The organism is Streptomyces sp. S4.7, assembly GCF_010384365.1.
Lineage (GTDB): Bacteria > Actinomycetota > Actinomycetes > Streptomycetales > Streptomycetaceae > Streptomyces.
Window position 1 is genome coordinate 7,607,765 of record NZ_CP048397.1, and the last position, 21,478, is coordinate 7,629,242.

General features: G+C 72.1%; 2 protein-coding genes (1 of these 2 only partly in view). Both read left to right on the top strand.

The window, feature by feature from the left end; translation table 11 throughout:
- Window positions 1-10,515, top strand: partial view of a non-ribosomal peptide synthetase gene (locus tag SSPS47_RS33275; RefSeq protein ID WP_164254132.1) — the 3' portion only. The gene continues 1,782 nt to the left of window position 1, outside the view; 10,515 of the gene's 12,297 nt are visible here — the last part of the coding sequence; its start codon lies off the left edge, out of view; its stop codon occupies window positions 10,513-10,515.
- Window positions 10,512-21,476 (top strand): non-ribosomal peptide synthetase, encoded by a 10,965-nt coding sequence (locus SSPS47_RS33280; RefSeq protein ID WP_164254133.1) that lies wholly within the window; start codon window positions 10,512-10,514, stop codon window positions 21,474-21,476. Before SSPS47_RS33275 ends, SSPS47_RS33280 begins: the two co-directional genes overlap by 4 nt.
- The last annotated feature ends 2 nt before the right edge of the window (window positions 21,477-21,478 follow it).

Consider the following 21,478-nt stretch of genomic DNA (forward strand, 5'->3'; position numbering starts at 1 on the left):
CCCGGCGCCTCCGACGCCGACGTACCGCCGCGGTGCGCCGCCTACGTGATCCACACCTCCGGCTCCACGGGACGGCCCAAGGGCGTGGTCGTGTCGCGCGAGAGCGTCGCCGCGTACGTGGGTTACGCCGCGGGCGCCTACCCGGACATGACCGGAGTGAGCTTCGTCGGCTCCTCCGCCGCGTTCGACCTGACCGTCACCGGCCTCATCACCCCGCTCACCGCGGGCGGCACGGTGTGGCTCGGCACCTGGGACGCCGACACCCCGGTCCCCGACGCCGTCACCGCCGCGGGCGGGGTGACGCTGGCGAAGGTGACGCCGAGCCACCTGCCCCTGCTCTCCCTGGTGCCGGAGGCGATGCGCCCCTCGGGCACGCTCGTTCTCGGTGGCGAGGCGCTCCAGGGCGCCGCGCTGGAGCGGTGGCGCGCCGACCGGCCCGGCGTGACCGTGGTCAACGCCTACGGACCCACCGAAACCACCGTGAACTGCTGCCAGTTCGTGCTGGCACCAGGCGCCCCCGCCCCCGGCGGCCCCGTGCCGGTGGGACGCGCGTTCCCGCACGCGAGGACATACGTGCTGGACGCCGGACTGCGCCCGGTCCCGCCCGGCGTCCCCGGCGAGCTGTACGTCGCCGGGTCCGGCGTCGCACGCGGCTACCGCGGCCGCCCGGGCCTCACCGCAGAACGCTTCGTCGCCGACCCGTTCGGCGCGCCGGGCACCCGGATGTACCGCACGGGCGACCTCGTGCGTTGGACCCCCGAGGGCGAACTCGTCTTCGTCGGCAGGGCCGACGACCAGGTCAAGGTACGTGGCCACCGCATCGAACTCGGTGAGGTCGAGGCCGCGTTGGAGCGCTGCACCGGCGTCGTACGGGCCGTGGCCGCCGTCCGCGAGGACCGCCCCGGCGACCAGCGGCTCGTCGCCTACGTGGTGCCGGCCGACGGCGGACGCCCTGCTGCGGACGTGCTCCGCGAGGCGGCGCGGTGGCTCCCCGAGTACATGGTCCCCACCGCCGTCGTCACGCTGGCGGAGATCCCGCTGACCCCGAACGGCAAGGCGGACCGCAGGGTGCTGCCCGCCCCCGAGTGGGACGAGCCCGCCGCGGTCTCCGGCGCGCCCCGCACCCCGCAGGAGGAGATCGTCTGCGGACTGTACGCCGAGATCCTCGGCCTGCCGACCGTCGGCGTCGACGACGGGTTCTTCGCCAGGGGAGGCCACTCGCTGCTGGCGACCCGCCTGGTCTCCCGCGTCCGCGCCACCCTGGGCGTCGAACTCGCGCTGCGGGACGTGTTCGAGCACTCCACCCCCGCCGAGCTGGTCCGGCTCCTCGCCGAGCGGACCGACCGCCCCCGCACCCCGCTGCTACCCGCGGCGCCCCGCCCCGCGCACGTACCGCTGTCCTTCGCGCAGCAGCGGCTCTGGTTCCTGTACGAGCTGGAGGGGCCGAGCCCGACATACAACATCCCGCTGGCGCTGCGGCTCTCAGGCGAGCTGGACACCGCGGCCCTCAGCGCGGCGCTGGCCGACGTCGCCGTGCGGCACGAGAGCCTGCGTACCGTCATCGCCGCCACCGCCGAGGGGCCCGCCCAGGTCCTGCTGGAGCGCGCCGAACCGCCCGTGGACATCCGGGACTGCGACCGGGAGGAACTGCCGGCCTCCCTCGCGCGCGCCGCCGCGCACCCCTTCGACCTCACCGCCGAGGCGCCCCTGCGCGCCACCGTGCTGCGGCTCGCCCCCGCGGAGTGGGCGCTGGTGCTGGTCGTGCACCATATCGCCACCGACGGTTGGTCGATGGCGCCGCTGGCCCGCGACCTCACCCGCGCCTACACTGCCCGTGTGGGCGGCACCGCGCCGACGTGGGTGCCGCTGCCGGTGCAGTACGCCGACTACACGCTGTGGCAGCGTGCGCTGCTCGGCGACGACGCACGCGAGGAGCGTGTGGCGACCACGGACGCCGACGACGGTCTGCACTCCACCCAACTCGCCTACTGGCGCGCACAGTTGGCCGGTCTGCCCGACGAGCTCGACCTGCCCGCCGACCGGCCGCGCCCGGCCGTGGCCTCGCACGAGGGCGCCCGGCTGTCGTTCGCCGTGCCCGCCGAGGTCCACGGAAAGCTGCGCGCGCTGGCCCGCAGCCGGGGCTGCAGCATGTTCATGCTGGTGCACGCCGCCGTGGCCGCGCTGCTGTCGCGGTTCGGCGCCGGGACCGACATTCCGGTCGGCGCCCCGATCGCGGGCCGCACCGACGAGAAGCTCACCGATCTGGTCGGCTTCTTCGTCAACACCCTCGTCCTGCGCACCGATCTGTCCGGCGATCCGACGTTCACCGAACTCCTCGGCCGGGTCCGCGGCACCGACCTCGCCGCCTACCAGCACCAGGACGTGCCGTTCGAGCACCTCGTCGAGACGCTGAACCCCACCAGGTCGCTGTCCCGGCACCCGCTGTTCCAGACGATGGTCACCTACAACAACCCCGGCGACCGTGCCGAGTCGGTGTCACTGCCCGGGCTGGAGGCCGAGGCGCTGGACATCGGCGTCGCGACGGCGCGTTTCGACCTCACCGTCTCACTCGCCGAACGCCCCGCCGCCGAGGGCGGCGAGGCGCATCTGGCCGGTGCGATCGGCTACCGCACCGACCTCTTCGACCGGCAGACCGTCCAGGCCCTGGCCCTCGGGCTCCAACTGCTGCTCCGCCAGGTCGCCGACAGCCCGCACACCCCGCTGTCCGCACTCGACGTGCTCGACGCGGGCCAGCGGCAGCGGATGCTCGTCGACTGGAACACCCCCGTCGCCGACACCCACCCCGAGACCCTGCACCCCGCGGTCGAGGAACACGCCGCCGCCACCCCCGACGCCGTCGCGGTCACCGACGGCACCCGTGCCCTGACGTACGGCGAACTCAACGCGCACGCGAACCGGTTGGCCCGAGTCCTCATCGACCGGGGCGTCGGCACGGGCGACTTCGTCGCCGTCGCGCTGCCCCGCTCGACGGAGCTCGTCGTCGCGCTCCTCGCCGTCTGGAAGGCCGGCGGCGCCTACGTACCCCTCGACCCGGACTACCCGGCCGACCGCCTCCGCCGCACCCTTGTTGACGCCGGGCCCGCGCTGACCGTCACCACCGCCGAGCAGGCCGGGACGCTCGCCACGCGCACGCCGCTCCTGCTGCTGGACGACCCCGGCACCACCGCCGCGCGGGCCGACGCGGACCCCGCGAACGTCACCGACGCCGAACGCACCCGGCCGCTCACCCCCGCCCACCCCGCGTACATGATCTACACCTCGGGCTCCACCGGCATCCCCAAGGGCGTGGTGGTCGAACACCGCAACGTGGCGCGGTTGTTCCGCTCCACCGACCACTGGTTCGGCTTCGGCCCCGACGACGTGTGGACCCTCTTCCACTCCTACGCCTTCGACTTCTCCGTGTGGGAGCTGTGCGGCGCGCTGCTGCACGGCGGACGGCTCGTGGTCGTCCCGCACGCGCAGCGCACCTCGCCCGCCGACTTCCTCCGGCTGCTCGGCGACGAGGGCGTCACGATCCTCAGCCAGACCCCCTCGGCCTTCCACCAGCTGAGCGCCGCCGAGCGCGAGCACCCCGAGGCGGGCGCACGCCTGGCCCTGCGCCGCGTCGTCTTCGGCGGCGAACCGCTGGACACCGGCCGCCTCGCGGAGTGGTACGAGCGGCACCCGGCCGACTCCCCGGTCCTGGTGAACATGTACGGCATCACCGAGACGACCGTCCACGTCACCCACCGGCCCCTCGACCCGGGCACCGCCGCCTCGGCCCACACCGGCGTCATCGGAGAGCGCATCCCCGACCTGCGGGTGTACGTCCTCGACGGGGCCCTGCGGCCCGTACCGCCATCCGTCGCGGGCGAGTTGTACGTCGCCGGCGCGGGTGTGGCCCGCGGCTACTGGCGCCGTCCCGCCCTCACCGCGGCCCGCTTCGTGGCCGACCCCTTCGCGCCGGGCGGCGGCCGCATGTACCGCACCGGCGACGTCGTCCGCTGGACCCGCCACGGCGAGCTGGAGTTCGTCGGGCGCGCCGACGACCAGGTCAAGATCCGCGGCCACCGCGTCGAACTCGGCGAGATCGAGGCCGCGCTGGAGGCCCACCCGGACGTCGCCGCGGCCGCCGCGACCGTGCGCGAGGACCGCACCGACGACCAGCGCCTGGTCGCCTACGTCGTGCCGCACCCCGGCGGCTCGGTGCCGCCGCTGCGGGACTGGCTCGCCGAACGGCTGCCCGCCCACATGGTCCCCGCCGCCCAGGTGGAACTCGAAGCCCTGCCGTTGACCCCGAACGGCAAGCTCGACCGGGCGGCGCTCCCCGCACCCCGGTACGACGCGCAGCCCGCCGCCCGCGCCCCCCGCGGCCCCGAGGAGGAGATCCTCTGCGGCCTCTTCGCCGAGGTGCTCGGCCTGCCAGAGGTCGGCGTCGACGACGTATTCTTCGACATCGGCGGCCACTCGCTGCTCGCCACCCGCCTGGTCAGCCGCATCCGCTCCGCGCTCGGCGTCGAGGTGGCCATCAGGGACCTCTTCGACACCCCGACGGTCGCCGCGCTCAGCGCCCGAATCGGCTCCTCGCGCCGCGCCCGCACCGCCCTGCGCCGCGTCGTCCCGCGCCCCGAGACCGTCCCGGCGTCGTTCGCGCAGCAGCGGCTGTGGTTCATCCACCGGCTGGAGGGACCGAGCCCCGCCTACAACATCCCGCTCGCCGTCCGCATGCGCGGCGCACTCGACATCGAGGCGCTGCGGGCCGCCTTCGCCGACGTCGTCGCCCGGCACGAGAGCCTGCGCACCGTCTTCGCCGACGGCGACGACGGCACCCGGCAGATCGTGCTGCCCGCCGAACGGGCCGTACCGGAGCTGGAGGTCCTGCCCAGCGACGAGGCGAAGCTGCCCGAGGTCCTCGCCCGCCTCGCCCGGCACACCTTCGACCTCACCGGCGAACTCCCCGTCCGGGGCTGGCTGCTGCGCCTCGACGACGAGGGCACCGACTGGGTACTGGAGGTGATGCTGCACCACATCGCGGGCGACGGCTGGTCGCTCGGCCCGATGGTCCGCGACATGACCGCCGCCTACACCGCACGCCTGGCCGGACACGCCCCGCAGTGGCTCGAACTGCCCCTGCAGTACGCCGACTACGCCCTCTGCCAGCGCGAGCACCTCGGCTCCGAGGACGACCCCGACAGCGTCCTGTCCAGCCAGCTCGACTACTGGCGCGAGCGCCTCGCCGAACTGCCCGACGAGCTCGCCCTGCCCTTCGACAGGCCCCGTCCGCCGGTCTCCTCCTACCAGGGGCGCAGGGTGCCGTTCACCATCACCGCCGAGCACCACGCCGCACTGGCCGCGCTCGCCCGCGAACACGGCTGCAGCCCCTTCATGGTCGTGCACGCGGCCGTCGCCACGCTGCTCTCCCGGCTGGGAGGCGGCACCGACATCCCGCTCGGCTCGCCCATCGCCGGACGCACCGACGACGCGCTCAGCGAACTGGTCGGCTTCTTCGTCAACAGCCTCGTGCTGCGCACCGACCTCTCCGGCAACCCCACGTTCGCCGAACTGCTCGAACGCGTACGGGAGACCGACCTCGCCGCCTACGCCCACCAGGACGTGCCGTTCGAGCGGCTCGTGGACGTGCTCAACCCCTCGCGGTCGCTGGCACGGCACCCGCTGTTCCAGACAATGATCGCGTTCAACAACACCGACAAGGCCATGGCGAGGGCCGCGCTCGCCGACTTCCCTGGCATGACGGTCACCCCCACCGAGATCGAGACCACCGCCTCCAAGTTCGACCTCGCGTTCTTCTTCGTCGAGGGCGGCGGCGAGAGCGAGCCCCCCGGGTTCCAGTGCGTTCTGGAGTACAGCCGCGACGTCTTCGACCAGGAGACCGCGGACCGGATCATCGCCGGGCTGCACCGGGTGCTGGACCAGGTCCTCACGCGTCCCGAACTCCCGGTCGACGACGTGGACCTGCTCGACCCGGCCGAGCGCACCCGGCTCCTCACCGAGTGGAACGACACCGGCCGCACCTCCCCCGAGCTCTCCGTGCCGGAGGCCTTCGCCGCCGTCGCGTCCACCGCGCCCGACGCGGTCGCCGTCACCGCGGGCGACGAGGAGCTCAGCTACGCCCGGCTCGACCAGCTCTCCGACCGCCTCGCCGCGGTGCTCACCGCCCGCGGTGTCACCGCCGAGACACCAGTCGCCGTGGCGATGGAACGCGGCGTCCTCGTCCCCGTCGCCCTGCTCGCCGTCCTCAAGGCCGGCGGCGCCTACGTACCGCTTCGGCCCAGCGACCCGGCGGCCCGCGTACGCCACCTCCTGACCGGGACGTCGGCCGCCCTCGCGCTCGTCGACCCCGTACACGCCGCTGCCGCGCAGGAGTGGGGCGTCGAGACTCTCGACCCGCACGCCGTGCTCGACGCCGAACCCACCGGCGCCCCCGCCCCGCGCACCGCCGTCCCCGCCACGGGGCTAGCGTACGTGATGCACACCTCCGGCTCGTCGGGCGTCCCCAAGGGCGTCGCCGTGACCCACCGCGACATCGTCGCCCTCGCCCGCGACCCGCGCTGGCGGGAAGGCCAGGAACACGTACTCGCCCACTCGCCCATGGCGTTCGACGCCTCGACGTACGAGCTGTGGGTACCGCTGCTCACCGGCAACCGGATCGTGTTCGCCCCGCCCGGCGACGTCGACGTGGCGGTCCTCGCCGAGACCGTCTCCCGCCACGGGGTCACCGGACTGTGGCTGACAGCCGGCCTGTTCCGCGTGGTCGCCGAGGAGGAGCCCACCGCGCTGTCCGGCGCCCACCGCGTGTGGACCGGCGGCGACGTCGTGTCGCCCACCGCCGTCGCCCGGGTCCGCGCGGCCTGCCCCGACCTGGTCGTCGTCAACGGCTACGGGCCGACCGAGACCACCACGTTCGCCCTCAGCCACCTCATCGCCGACGACGAGACCGGCGCCGCGGCCGTACCCGTCGGACGGCCGCTGGCCGGGATGGCCGTGTACGTCCTCGACCACCGGCTGCGCCCCGCGCCCGCCGGAGTCGCGGGAGAGCTCTACCTCGCCGGCGCAGGCGTCGCCCGCGGCTACCACGAGCGGCCCGTGGCCACCGCCGAACGCTTCGTCGCCAGCCCCTTCGGGCCCACGGGCGAACGGCTCTACCGCACCGGCGACCTCGTACGGTGGAACCGCGGCGGCGAGATCGAGTTCCTCGGCCGCGCCGACGACCAGATCAAGCTCCGCGGCTTCCGCGTCGAACTCGGCGAGGTCGAGGCCGCGCTGGCCGCCCACCCCGCCGTCGCGCACGCCGCCGCCGTGGTCCGCGAGGACCGGCCCGGCGACCGCCGCCTGGTCTCCTACGTCGTCCCGGCCCGCCAGGTCGAGGTCGACGAGTCCGCGTCCACCGACGTCGTCGGCGCCTGGCACGAGGTGTACGAGGACCTCTACCGGCCCGATCTCGAAACCCCCGCGTTCGGCCAGGACTTCCGCGGCTGGCACTCCAGCTACGACAACGCCCCGCTGCCGCTCGCCGAGATGCGCAGCTGGCGGCGGGCCACCGTCGACCGCATCCGCGAACTGCGGCCCCGGCGCGTCCTGGAGATCGGTGTCGGCAGCGGACTGATCCTCGCCGAGCTAGCCCCCGACTGCGAGAGCTACTGGGGCACCGACTTCTCCGCACCGGCCGTCGCCCGCCTCACCGACGAGGTCGCCGCCGTGCCCGGGCTCGCGGACCAGGTCGAACTCCGCGTCCAGGACGCCGCCGACGTCACCGGGCTGCCGCAGGGATACTTCGACACGATCGTCATCAACTCCGTCGTGCAGTACTTCCCCGGCGCCGACTACCTCACCACCGTCCTCGACCGCGCACTGGACCTGCTCGCACCCGGCGGCGCCGTCCTCGTCGGCGACGTCCGCAACCTCCGGCTCGGACGCCTCTTTCACAGCGCCGTCCAGCTGGCCCAGGCCGACCCGTCCACCCAGCTGCCCGCACTGCGCCCGGCCGTCGACCGCGCCGTCCTCTTCGACAGCGAACTTCAACTGGACCCGGACTACTTCGCCGACTGGGCGCAGAGCGACCCCCGCGTCCAGGCCGTCGACATCCGGGTCAAGCGCGGTGACTACCACAACGAACTCAGCCGCTACCGCTACGACGCCGTCCTGCACACCTCCGCCGCGGCGCCCGCCTCCGCGCTGCGCAGCCTCGACTGGGGCACGGACGTAGACGACGAGGAGACACTCGTCACCCTGCTGAAGACCGCCGCCGCCGAGGGCACCCGGCTGCGTCTGCGCTCCGTACCCGGCGACCGGATCGCCCCCGACCTGGCCGTCACCCGCGCCCTGGCACGCGCCGAGCGGCACACCACCGCCGCCGAACTCCGCACCGCGACCGACGCGTCCGCACCCGGCGTCGACATCGAGACGCTCGCCGCGCTGGGCGAGCGGCACCGCCTGGTCACCGCGCTCACCTGGTCCACGACCGGCGAGGACGGTCACGTCGACGTGCTCTGCCAACCAGCCGCGCAGGGACGGCAGTTCCCCGACGGATACTCCCCCGCCACGCTGGTGCCGCGCTCCCGCCGCGCCAACGACCCGATGAGCGTCAGCGACGTGAAGTCCCAGCTCGCGAACCTCGACGCCTACCTCCGCGAACGCCTGCCGGACTACATGGTCCCGGCCACCACCGTCGTCCTCGACGGGCTGCCGCTCACCGACAACGGCAAGGTCGACCGCAGGGCGCTCCCCGCACCTGAGTGGGAGAGCGCCGCCGGGAGCAGCCGCGCCGCGGCCGGCACCCGGGAGGAACTCCTTTGCGGGCTCTTCGCCGAGGTCCTCGGACTCACCGCCGTCGGCGTGGAGGACGGCTTCTTCGAGCTGGGCGGCGACAGCATCCTCTCCATACAGCTCGTCTCCCGTGCCCGCCGCGCCGGGATCGGACTGTCCGTACGCGACGTCTTCGAGTACGGGACCGCGGCCGCCCTCGCCGAGACCGCGGACTGGTCCGGCCAGGACGCCGCCGGCGACGCCGAGGACGAGCCGACCGGCGAGTTCACACCCCTGCCGATCGTGTCCTGGCTCGTCGAACGAGGCGGCTCATGGCGCGAGTTCAACCAGTCCCAGGTGGTGCGCACCCCCGCCGGCCTCACCGAACAGGCCCTGCGCACGGGCGTCCAGCGCGTACTCGACCACCACGACGCCCTGCGCACCCGGCTCACCCTCGCGCCCGAGCTCGTCGCCGAAGTGCGGCCCGCCGACAGCGTCGCCGCCGACGAGTGCGTCTCGCGGGTGGACGCCTCCGGCTGCGCGGACGATGACGCCTGGTTCGCTCTCGCGTCCGCCGAGGCCGTACGGGCCCGCGGCACGCTCGACCCGGAGGCCGGCGCGATGGTGCGCTGGGTGTGGCTCGACGGCGGACCGGGTGCCGCGGGCGTCCTGGTCGTCGTCGCCCACCACCTCGTCGTCGACGGAGTGTCCTGGCGCGTACTGCTGCCCGACCTCGCCGAGGCGGTCGGCAGCGCCGGCGCGGCGCTCACCCCGGTCGGCACCTCGGTGCGGCGCTGGTCGACGCAGCTCGCCGCACAGGCCGATTCCCCGGACCGGCTCGCCGAACTCCCCTGGTGGGAGGAGGTGCTCGCGCAGAGCGCACCGCTCGCCGAAGGGGGACTTGACCCCGAGCGGGACACCTACGCCACCGCCGGCACCTGCACCGTCGAGGTCCCGGCCGACGTCTCCCGCGTCGTCCTCACCGAAACGGCGGGGCTGTACAACGCGGGCGTCGACGACGTCCTGCTCACCGCCCTCGCCCTGGCCCTCACCCGCTGGTCGCCCCGCCCCGCAGACCACGGCTGGGTGCTCGACCTGGAGAGCCACGGCCGGGATGAGGACCTGGTCCCCGGAGCCGAACTGTCCCGCACGGTCGGCTGGTTCACCACCATGTACCCCGTACGCATCGATGCGGGCGACGCCGCCTGGCACGAGGTCACCGCCGGCGGCCCCGCCGTCAGCACGGCGCTGAAGCGGGTCAAGGAGCAGCTGCGCGGCACCCCGGGCAACGGCGCCGGGTACGGCCTCCTCCGCCACCTCGCCGCCGGAGCCGCGGACACGCTCCGCACGCATCCGGCCCCGCAGCTCGGCTTCAACTACATGGGCCGCTTCACCGCCGCCTCCGCGTCCGCCTCCGCCGACTGGGGCGTCCTCGCAGGCGGTGTCGCCGGGCAGCCCGAGCAGACCCCGCTCGCGCACGTACTCGACGTCAACGCCGTCGCCCGCCAGGACCAGGACGGCGGGCTGGCGCTCCGCGCCACCTGGACCTGGGCCGACCGGCTCCTCGACGGAGCGGACATCCGCGCCCTCGCCGACCTGTGGGTTGAGGCGTTGGCCGGACTCGCCGCCCACACCACCACCCCGAGCGCCGGTGGACTTACCCCCACCGACGTCACCGACACGACGCTGACACAGGACGACCTCGACGACCTTGAGCTCGACCTGGCCGAAGACTGGGAGAACGACGCATGACCAAGCCGGCCCGGAACATCGAGGACGTCCTGCCGCTGTCCCCGCTCCAGGAGGGCATGCTCTTCCACAGCGTCTACGACGACGCGGGCCCGGACGTCTACACGGCGCAGCTGCGCTTCGACCTCGAGGGTGACGTCGACCGCGACCGCCTGCACGCGGCCGCCGCGGCGCTGCTGCGCCGCCACGCGAACCTGCGCGCCGCCTTCGTCCAGCGCAAGTCCGGCGAATGGTCGCAGGTGATCGCCGCCACCGTACGGGTGCCGTGGCGCGACGAGGACGTCAGCGGCGCCGACGACACCGCGGAAGCCGCCGCCGAACTGGCCGAGGCCGCCCGCTGGGAGCGCTTCGACCTGCGCAGACCGCCGCTGCTGCGCTTCCTGCTCATCCGCCTGGGTGGCGGCCGCTACCGGCTTGTCCTGACCAACCACCACATCCTGTGGGACGGCTGGTCCCTGCCCATCCTGCTGCGCGAACTCCTCGTCCTCTACCGACAGAACGGCAGCGACCGCGGCCTGCCCCGCGTGCGCCCGTTCAAGGAGTTCCTGCGCTGGCTCTCCGCACGCGACCGCGAGGAGTCCACACGGCTGTGGCGCGAGGCGATGGCGGGCTTCGAGGAGCCCACCCTGCTCGCGCCCGACCGCGACCGCGCGACGCACGTCCCCGAGCAGCTCTCGACGGCCGTCGACGCCGCGACCACCCGCGCACTCGCCCAGTGCGCCCGCGACTGGGGCGTCACCCTCAACACGGTGACCCAGGCCGCCTGGGCGCTCGTCCTGTCGAGCATGATCGGCCGCACCGACGTGGCCTTCGGCAGCACCGTCTCGGGTCGGCCCGCGGACCTGCCCGGCGTCGAGACCATGATCGGTCTGTTCATCAACACGGTGCCCACGCGCGTCGTGCTCGACCAGCGTGAAACCCTGCGCGAGTTGGTGACCCGAGTCCAGGATGAGCAGTCCCGCCTCGTCGAGCACCAGCACATCGGACTCGCGGACGTTCAGCGCTGGTCCGGTCACGGAGACCTCTTCGACACGGCACTGGTGTTCGAGAACTACCCGGTCGACAGCAGCGGTGTCGCCGAGGACGCGGCCGACGAGGGCTTCCGCGTCGTCGACGCCGACGCCTCGGACGCCACGCACTACCCGATGAGTCTCATCGTCGCCCCCCGCGACGAACTGGGCCTCCGGCTCGGCTACCAGCCCGACGTCGTCTCGGCTGCCGACGCGCGCGCGACACTGGACCGCCTCGTGCGGGTGCTCCGGCAGATCAGCGCGACCCCCGACCGCCCCGTCTCGGCCGTGGAACTGCTGTCGGCCGAGGAGTTCGAGCGGGTGGTGCGGGTGTGGAATGAGACGGATGTGGTTGTTCCGTCGGGTTCGTTGGTGGAGTGGTTCGAGGCTCGGGTGGGTGAGCGGGCGGGTGCGCTCGCGGTGGTGTGTGGTGGGGAGCGGGTTGCGTACGGGGAGTTGAACGGGCGGGTCAATCGCCTTGCGCGGTTGCTGGTGGGCCGTGGTGTGGGTGTGGGTTCTGTGGTGGGGGTGGTGTTGCCGCGTTCGGTGGATCTGGTGGCGACGTTGTTGGCGGTGTGGAAGGTCGGGGGTGTGTATGTGCCGTTGGATCCGGAGTTTCCGGAGGAGCGGTTGGCGTATGTGGTGGGGGACGCCGACCCGTTGGTGACGGTCACGGTGGAGGCTCTGGTGCCGCGTCTGCCGGGGCATGCGTGTTGTGTGGTGCTGGATGATGTTGGTGTGGTGGGGGAGTTGGCGGGTTGCGGGTCGTCGGATGTGGGGGTTTCGGTTTCGTCTGAGGCTGCGGCGTATGTGTTGTATACGTCGGGGTCGACGGGGCGTCCGAAGGGTGTGGTGGTGTCTCGGGGTGCTTTTGAGAATTTTGTGGTGGGGATGGATGCGGTGGTTGGGGTTGGTGTGGGGGATGTGCTGTTGGCGGTGACGACGGTGGGGTTCGATATTGCGGGGTTGGAGTTGTTGGTGCCGTTGGTGCGTGGTGGTGTGGTTGTGGTGGCGGGTGATGGTGTTGGTCGTGATGTGGAGTTGGTGCGTGGCCTGTTGGAGCGGGAGGGTGTGTCGGTGGTGCAGGCGACGCCGTCGTGGTGGCGTGGTGTGTTGGACGGTGTGGGGCAGTCGGGTGTGTTGTCGGGTGTGCGGGCGTTGGTGGGTGGTGAGGCGTTGCCGGCGGAGGTGGCGTCGGGTCTGGTGGGGGTGTGTGCTTCGGCGGTGAATGTGTATGGGCCGACGGAGACGACGGTGTGGTCGACGTCGTTCGGTCTGTCGGATGCGGTGGTTGGTGGTGGTGTGCTGCCGATTGGTGGGCCGGTTGCCAATACGCGGGTGTATGTGCTGGATGCGGGGTTGCGTCCGGTTCTTCCGGGTGTGGTGGGTGATTTGTATGTCGCCGGTCGGGGTGTGGCTCTGGGGTATTGGGGTCGTGCGGGTTTGACGGGTGAGTGTTTCGTCGCGGACCCGTTCGGCCCCTCGGGGGCCCGTATGTACCGCACGGGTGACGTCGTTCGTTGGAAGGGGGACGGCGATCTGGTGTTCGTCGGTCGGGCGGATGATCAGGTCAAGTTGCGTGGTTTCCGTATTGAGTTGGGTGAGGTCGAGGCCGTTGCGGTGGAGCTTCCGTCCGTTGCGCAGGCTGTCGCGATGGTGCGGGAGGACCGCCCGGGGGATCGGCGCCTGGTCCTCTATGTGAAGTCTGCGGACGACCGGAGTCCGGCCGAGGTACGTCGTCATCTCCAGTCGAAACTGCCGGAGTACATGGTGCCGTCGGTGGTGGTGGAGCTGGATTCGGTGCCGTTGACGCCGAACGGGAAGGTGGATCGCAAGGCGCTTCCGGTTCCGGACTGGGAGGGTGTGTCCGGCGGTTCGCGGGTTGCGGGTGATCCGCGTGAGGAGTTGATGTGCGGTCTCTTCGCCGAGGTGCTCGGTCTTGAGTCCGTGGGTGTGGACGACGGGTTCTTCGTCCTGGGTGGGCATTCGCTGTTGGCGACGCGTCTGGTGGCGCGGGTGCGGTCCGTCCTCGGGGTCGAGGTCGCGGTGCGGGATGTGTTCGAGAACGCGACCCCCTCGGCGCTCGTGCGGGTGCTGGAGGAGCGGGCGGGTCGCGTGCGGCCTGGAGTGTGCGCGGTGAGCCGCCCGGCACAGGTCCCGGTGTCGTTCGCGCAGCAGCGCCTGTGGTTCCTGCACCAGTTGGAGGGGCCCAGCCCCACGTACAACATTCCGCTGGCGCTGCGTCTGTCCGGCCCCCTGGACGTCGCTGCTCTGCGGGCGGCGCTGGGCGACGTCGTCACGCGGCACGAAAGCCTGCGCACCGTGTTCGCGGATTCGGAGCGCGGGGGTGTCCAGGTCGTACTCGACGCCGCAGTACCGGAGTTGGCGCTGCGGGAAGTGGACAGCGGGGAGCTGGACGCCGCGGTGGTCGATGCGGCGCGGTACGCCTTCGACCTCGCCACGGAGGTGCCGTTGCGGGCAGAGCTGCTGCGTGTCGCCACGGGCGAGCATGTGTTGGTGGTGGTGGTGCATCACATCGCGGCCGACGGAGGGTCGCTGGGTCCGCTGGCGCGTGATCTGACGCGTGCGTACGCGGCACGTGCGGCGGGTCGGGAGCCGGTGTGGGCCGAGTTGCCGGTGCGGTACGCGGACTACGCGTTGTGGCAGCGTGAGGTGCTTGGTTCCGAGGACGATGCGGGGAGTCTGGTCGCCGAGCAGCTGGCTTACTGGCGAGATCAGTTGGACGGCCTCCCGGAGGAGCTGAGCCTCCCCGTCGACCGTCCCCGCCCGGCGGTCGCCTCACACCGTGGTGCACGGGTGACGTTCGAGGTGCCCGGCGAACTGCACACGCGCTTGCGTGAGTTGGCGCGGTCGCAGGGGTGCAGCATGTTCATGGTGGTGCAGGCGGCGGTGGCGTCGCTGCTGTCGCGTTTCGGTGCGGGCGAGGATGTGCCGATCGGTTCGCCGGTCGCGGGCCGTACGGACGAGAGTCTGGCCGATCTGGTGGGTCTGTTCGTCAACACGCTGGTGCTGCGCACCGACCTGTCGGGGAATCCGACGTTCGTGGAGTTGCTGGGTCGGGTGCGGGAGACGGATCTTGCGGCGTACCAGCATCAGGACGTCCCGTTCGAGCGCCTGGTCGAGGCGCTGAACCCGGCCCGCTCCCTCGCCCGGCACCCCCTCTTCCAGACGATGCTGACCTACAACACCAAGGACGAGCCGGTCGACGCCGCCGTCCCCGGTCTGCACGTTGGCGGGATGGAGTTCGAGACGACCACGGCCCGGGTCGATCTCGCCTTCTCCTTCATGGATCTCGCTACCGAGGGTCCGGAACGCGCGCTTCGGGGAAGCGTGGAGTACGCCACCGATCTGTTCGACGCGCAGACCGTCGACCACCTCCTTTCCGGCCTGATGCGGCTTCTCGAGCAGGCGACGGCCAAGCCGGCCGCACGGCTCCTCTCGCTCGACGTCGTACCGGCCGAGGAGTTCGAGCGGGTGGTGCGGGTGTGGAATGAGACGGATGTGGTTGTTCCGTCGGGTTCGTTGGTGGAGTGGTTCGAGGCTCGGGTGGGTGAGCGGGCGGGTGCGCTCGCGGTGGTGTGTGGTGGGGAGCGGGTTGCGTACGGGGAGTTGAACGGGCGGGTCAATCGCCTTGCGCGGTTGCTGGTGGGCCGTGGTGTGGGTGTGGGTTCTGTGGTGGGGGTGGTGTTGCCGCGTTCGGTGGATCTGGTGGCGACGTTGTTGGCGGTGTGGAAGGTCGGGGGTGTGTATGTGCCGTTGGATCCGGAGTTTCCGGAGGAGCGGTTGGCGTATGTGGTGGGGGACGCCGACCCGTTGGTGACGGTCACGGTGGAGGCTCTGGTGCCGCGTCTGCCGGGGCATGCGTGTTGTGTGGTGCTGGATGATGTTGGTGTGGTGGGGGAGTTGGCGGGTTGCGGGTCGTCGGATGTGGGGGTTTCGGTTTCGTCTGAGGCTGCGGCGTATGTGTTGTATACGTCGGGGTCGACGGGGCGTCCGAAGGGTGTGGTGGTGTCTCGGGGTGCTTTTGAGAATTTTGTGGTGGGGATGGATGCGGTGGTTGGGGTTGGTGTGGGGGATGTGCTGTTGGCGGTGACGACGGTGGGGTTCGATATTGCGGGGTTGGAGTTGTTGGTGCCGTTGGTGCGTGGTGGTGTGGTTGTGGTGGCGGGTGATGGTGTTGGTCGTGATGTGGAGTTGGTGCGTGGCCTGTTGGAGCGGGAGGGTGTGTCGGTGGTGCAGGCGACGCCGTCGTGGTGGCGTGGTGTGTTGGACGGTGTGGGGCAGTCGGGTGTGTTGTCGGGTGTGCGGGCGTTGGTGGGTGGTGAGGCGTTGCCGGCGGAGGTGGCGTCGGGTCTGGTGGGGGTGTGTGCTTCGGCGGTGAATGTGTATGGGCCGACGGAGACGACGGTGTGGTCGACGTCGTTCGGTCTGTCGGATGCGGTGGTTGGTGGTGGTGTGCTGCCGATTGGTGGGCCGGTTGCCAATACGCGGGTGTATGTGCTGGATGCGGGGTTGCGTCCGGTTCTTCCGGGTGTGGTGGGTGATTTGTATGTCGCCGGTCGGGGTGTGGCTCTGGGGTATTGGGGTCGTGCGGGATTGACGGGTGAGTGTTTCGTCGCGGACCCGTTCGGCCCCTCGGGGGCCCGTATGTACCGCACGGGTGACGTCGTTCGTTGGAAGGGGGACGGCGATCTGGTGTTCGTCGGTCGGGCGGATGATCAGGTCAAGTTGCGTGGTTTCCGTATTGAGTTGGGTGAGGTCGAGGCCGTTGCGGTGGAGCTTCCGTCCGTTGCGCAGGCTGTCGCGATGGTGCGGGAGGACCGCCCGGGGGATCGGCGCCTGGTCCTCTATGTGAAGTCTGCGGACGACCGGAGTCCGGCCGAGGTACGTCGTCATCTCCAGTCGAAACTGCCGGAGTACATGGTGCCGTCGGTGGTGGTGGAGCTGGATTCGGTGCCGTTGACGCCGAACGGGAAGGTGGATCGCAAGGCGCTTCCGGTTCCGGACTGGGAGGGTGTGTCCGGCGGTTCGCGGGTTGCGGGTGATCCGCGTGAGGAGTTGATGTGCGGTCTCTTCGCCGAGGTGCTCGGTCTTGAGTCCGTGGGTGTGGACGACGGGTTCTTCGTCCTGGGTGGGCATTCGCTGTTGGCGACGCGTCTGGTGGCGCGGGTGCGGTCCGTCCTCGGGGTCGAGGTCGCGGTGCGGGATGTGTTCGAGAACGCGACCCCCTCGGCGCTCGTGCGGGTGCTGGAGGAGCGGGCGGGTCGCGTGCGGCCTGGAGTGTGCGCGGTGAGCCGCCCGGCACAGGTCCCGGTGTCGTTCGCGCAGCAGCGCCTGTGGTTCCTGCACCAGTTGGAGGGGCCCAGCCCCACGTACAACATTCCGCTGGCGCTGCGTCTGTCCGGCCCCCTGGACGTCGCTGCTCTGCGGGCGGCGCTGGGCGACGTCGTCACGCGGCACGAAAGCCTGCGCACCGTGTTCGCCGAGGGCGAGGCGGGAGCGTCTCAGGTCGTACGGAGCTCCGTCGCACCGGAGTTGGCCGTACAGGACGTCGATGACGCGTCCTTGGATGCCGAGGTCCTGAAGGCCGCGCGGTACGCCTTCGACCTAGCCGCCGAGATCCCCCTCCGTGCCGAACTGCTGCGCGTGGCCGCCGAGGAGCACGTCCTTGTCGTCGTGGTGCACCACATCGCGGCCGACGGCGGCTCCCTGGGCCCGCTGGCCCGGGACCTGACGCGCGCCTACGGGGCACGCGTCGACGGACGGGCCCCGGAGTGGGCCGAACTTCCCGTGCAGTATGCGGACTACGCGCTCTGGCAGCGCGGCGTACTGGGTTCGGAGGATGACCCGGAGAGTCTGGTCGCCGCACAACTCGCCTACTGGCGTCGTCAGCTGAGCGAGCTTCCGGAGGGGCTGAGCCTCCCGGCCGACCGCCCCCGTCGCACCGCCGCCTCGCACCGGGGCGCCCGGGTGACGTTCGAGATCCCCGAGAAGCTTCACGCCCGACTGCGTGAGTTGGCGCGGTCGCAGGGGTGCAGCATGTTCATGGTGGTGCAGGCGGCGGTGGCATCGCTGCTGTCGCGTTTCGGTGCGGGCGAGGATGTGCCGATCGGTTCGCCGGTCGCGGGCCGTACGGACGAGAGTCTGGCCGATCTGGTGGGTCTGTTCGTCAACACCCTCGTGCTGCGCACCGACCTGTCGGGGAATCCGACGTTCGTGGAGTTGCTGGGTCGGGTGCGGGAGACGGATCTTGCGGCGTACCAGCATCAGGACGTCCCGTTCGAGCGCCTGGTCGAGGCGCTGAACCCGGCCCGCTCCCTCGCCCGGCACCCCCTCATCCAGATTCTCATCACCTATAACACCCATGCTCAGACACAGCAGTTGTCGGACGAGGCTGCGGGCTCGACGACCGTCTCCGCGTACCCGTTCGCCACCGACACGGCACGCATGGACCTCGCGTTCACGTTCACCGAACGCCCCGGCGGCGACGGCATCACCGGCCTGCTGAACTACGCCACCGACCTGTTCGAGGAGGAGACCGCCGCCCGGCTGGTGTCGGCGCTGCACCTGCTGCTCGGTGCGGTCGTCACCGACCCGCACCTGCCGGTGTCCCGCGTCCCGGTCCTCCCGCAGGACGAGGTCAAGCAGATCGTCCAGGGCTGGAACGAGACCGGCGGTACGGCGGCCACGCGGCTGACCGTCGTCGAGCGGTTCGAGCGGCAGGTGGCCGCCACCCCCGACGCGGTCGCCGTCGCCTCGGGTGCCGACGGGATCAGCTACGCCGAGCTCAACGCGCGGGCCAACCGGATCGCCCGCGTCCTGGCCGAACGCGGTGTCGGCACCGAGACGTTCGTCGGCATCCTGCTGCCGCGCGGCACGGACCTCGTCGCCGCGCTGCTCGCCGTGTGGAAGGCCGGCGGCGCCTACGTACCGGTCGACCCCGACTACCCTGCCGAGCGCGTCGACTACATCCTCGGCGACGCGGCCCCCGCGCTCACCGTCACTACCTCCATCCTCGCCGCCCATGCCCCGGGCGTTGTAATGGAGTTGGACAGCCCGGAGTCGGTCCGCGCCCTCGACGCCGCCGACCCGGCGGACCGCAGCGTCGCGGCTCCGCAGTCCGCCGCGGCGTACGCGATCTACACCTCCGGATCGACCGGCCGCCCCAAGGGCGTCGTGGTGTCGCGACAGGGAGTGGCCGCCCACCTGGCGTTCTCGACCGGGGCGTACCCTGACATGGCGGGCGTGTCGCTGGTCGGCTCGTCGGTGGCGTTCGACCTCACCGTGACGGGCCTGTACACGCCGCTGCTGGTGGGCGGCTGCGTCTGGCTGGGTGAGTGGGACTCCGACGAGCCGGTGCCGCCCGCCGTCACCGCCGCGGGCGGGACGAGCGTTGCGAAGGTGACCCCGAGCCACCTGTCCGTACTGCCGCTGATGCCGCGGCAGATGGTGCCCACCGGCACCCTCGTCGTCGGCGGCGAGGCGCTGAGCGGTGCCGTCCTCGACAGCTGGCGGGCCGACCATCCACAGGTCACCGTCGTCAACTCGTACGGTCCGACCGAGACCGCGGTCAACTGCTGCCAGTACGTGCTGCGTCCGGGCGAACAGGCGCCCGCCGGGGACGTGCCGATCGGCCGTCCGCTCCCGCACGCGCGGGCGTACGTGCTCGACGGCTCGCTGAGCCCGGTGCCGCCCGGAGTCGCGGGCGACCTGTACATCGCCGGCGCCGGAGTCGCACGCGGCTACCGCGGGCGCGCGACGGCGACGGCGGAACGCTTCGTACCCGACCCGTTCGGGGAGCCCGGCACGCGGATGTACCGCACCGGCGACATGGCGCGCTGGACCCGCGGCGGCGAGCTGGTCTTCGTCGGCCGGGCCGACGACCAGGTCAAGGTCCGCGGCTTCCGCATCGAGCTCGGCGAGATCGAGACCGCGCTCGCCGCACACCCGGCGGTCACCCGGGCCGTGGCGGTCGTGCGCGAGGACCTGCCCGGTACGCGCCGGCTCCTCGCCTACGCAGTCACCGACGAGGACACCGGCGAGCTCCGCGGACATCTGCGCCGCAGCCTCCCCGCGTACATGGTCCCCGCGAGCGTCATCGCGCTGACCGAGCTGCCGCTGACACCCAACGGCAAGGTGGACCGGGCCGCGCTGCCCGCGCCCGTGGACGCCACCGCGCTGTCGCGGGCGCCGCGCGGGGAGCGCGAGGAGCTGCTGTGCGGACTTTTCGCCGAGATCCTCGGGCTCGCGGAGGCTGGAGTCGGCGTGGACGACGGCTTCTTCGAGCTGGGCGGCGACAGCATCCTGTCGATCCAGCTCGTCTCCCGCGCCCGGCGCAGCGGCGTCGGCCTGTCCGTGCGGGACGTGTTCGAGCACCAGAGCCCGGCGGCCCTCGCCGAGGTCGCGGACTGGTCGGGTCAGGGCGCCGCGGCGGACGTGGTGGACGAGCCCGTCGGCACGTTCCCGCCGCTGCCCATCGTGGCGCGCATGGTGGAACGCGGCGGCGACTGGCGCGGCTACAACCAGTCCCGCGTGGTGCGCACCCCGGCGGGCCTGACCGAACCGGCGCTGCTGCGAGGCGTGCAGACGCTGCTGGACCATCACGACGTACTCCGCTCGCGCCTCACCGCCCCGTCCGCCGACGGCCCCGGTGCACAGCGCGCCCTGGAGTCCGAGGTGCTGCCCGTCGGCGCCGTACGGGCCGGGGACTGCGTCGTCCGCGTGGACGCGTCTGGCGGTGCGGGGGAGGAGGAGTGGTCCGCCCTGGTACGTACGGAGGCGGCACGGGCCCGCGAGGCACTGGACCCGGCCGCCGGGGCGATGGTGCGGCTCGTCTGGCTCGATGCCGGTCAACTCCGCTCCGGAGCACTGGTGTTCGTGGCGCACCACCTCGTCGTGGACGGGGTGTCCTGGCGGGTGCTGCTGCCCGACCTGGCCAAGGCGGCCGGGCCGGGGGACACGGCCCTGGCGCCCGTCGGCACGTCGGTGCGCCGCTGGTCGACGGAGCTCGCGGCGCAGGCCGCGTCCCCGGAGCGGCTGGCGGAGCTGCCCCGGTGGGAGTCGGTGCGCGACACCGCCCCGCTCGTCGGCAACGGCGCCCTCGACCCCGTACGGGACACCCACGGCACGGCGGGGCACCGCACCACCGAGCTGCGGCCCGAGCTGACGCGGACCGTGCTGACCCGCACGGCGGGGTTGTTCAACGCCGGTGTGGACGACGTCCTGCTGACGGGCTTCGCCCTGGCGCTCTCGCGCTGGGCGGGCCGCGAGGAGCACTCCTGGGTGCTGGACCTGGAGAGCCACGGCCGCGACGAGAACCTGCTGACCGGTGCCGAACTGTCGCGCACCGTCGGGTGGTTCACCACCCAGTACCCGGTACGGCTGGAGGCCGGACCCGTGGCCTGGAGCGACGTCACCGCGGGCCGCGAGGCGGTCGGCGAGGCGATCAAGCGGGTCAAGGAGCAGCTGCGCGGCACCCCGGGGCGGGGCACCGGATACGGGCTGCTCCGCCACCTCGCCCCCGGCACCGCCCGGATTCTGGCGGCCCATCCGCAGCCGCGGATCGGTTTCAACTACCTGGGCCGGTTCACCACCTCCGCCACCGACGAGGCGGGCGGCGACTGGACGGTCCTGGCCGGCGGCGTCGCGGGCCAGCCCGCGACCGCGCCGCTCGCCCACGTCCTGGACGTCAATGCCGCCGCCCAGCAGGACCCCGACGGCGGCCTCGTCCTGCGCGTGAACTGGACCTGGGCGAGCCGGCTCCTTCCGGAGACCGAGGTGGAGGCGCTGGCCGGCCTGTGGACGCAGGCCCTGGCGGGCATCGCCGCGTACACCGAAGACCCGGGGGCCGGCGGACTCACCCCGGCCGACGCGGCGCTGACCTCGCTGAGTCAGGAAGAGCTGGACCTGCTCGAAGACGATTGGGAGATCTGAGC

Bases quoted from the DNA above. Each gene is read 5' to 3' on its own strand.
- SSPS47_RS33280 (WP_164254133.1), top strand. From the start codon at position 10,512: ATGACCAAGCCGGCCCGGAACATCGAGGACGTCCTGCCGCTGTCCCCG.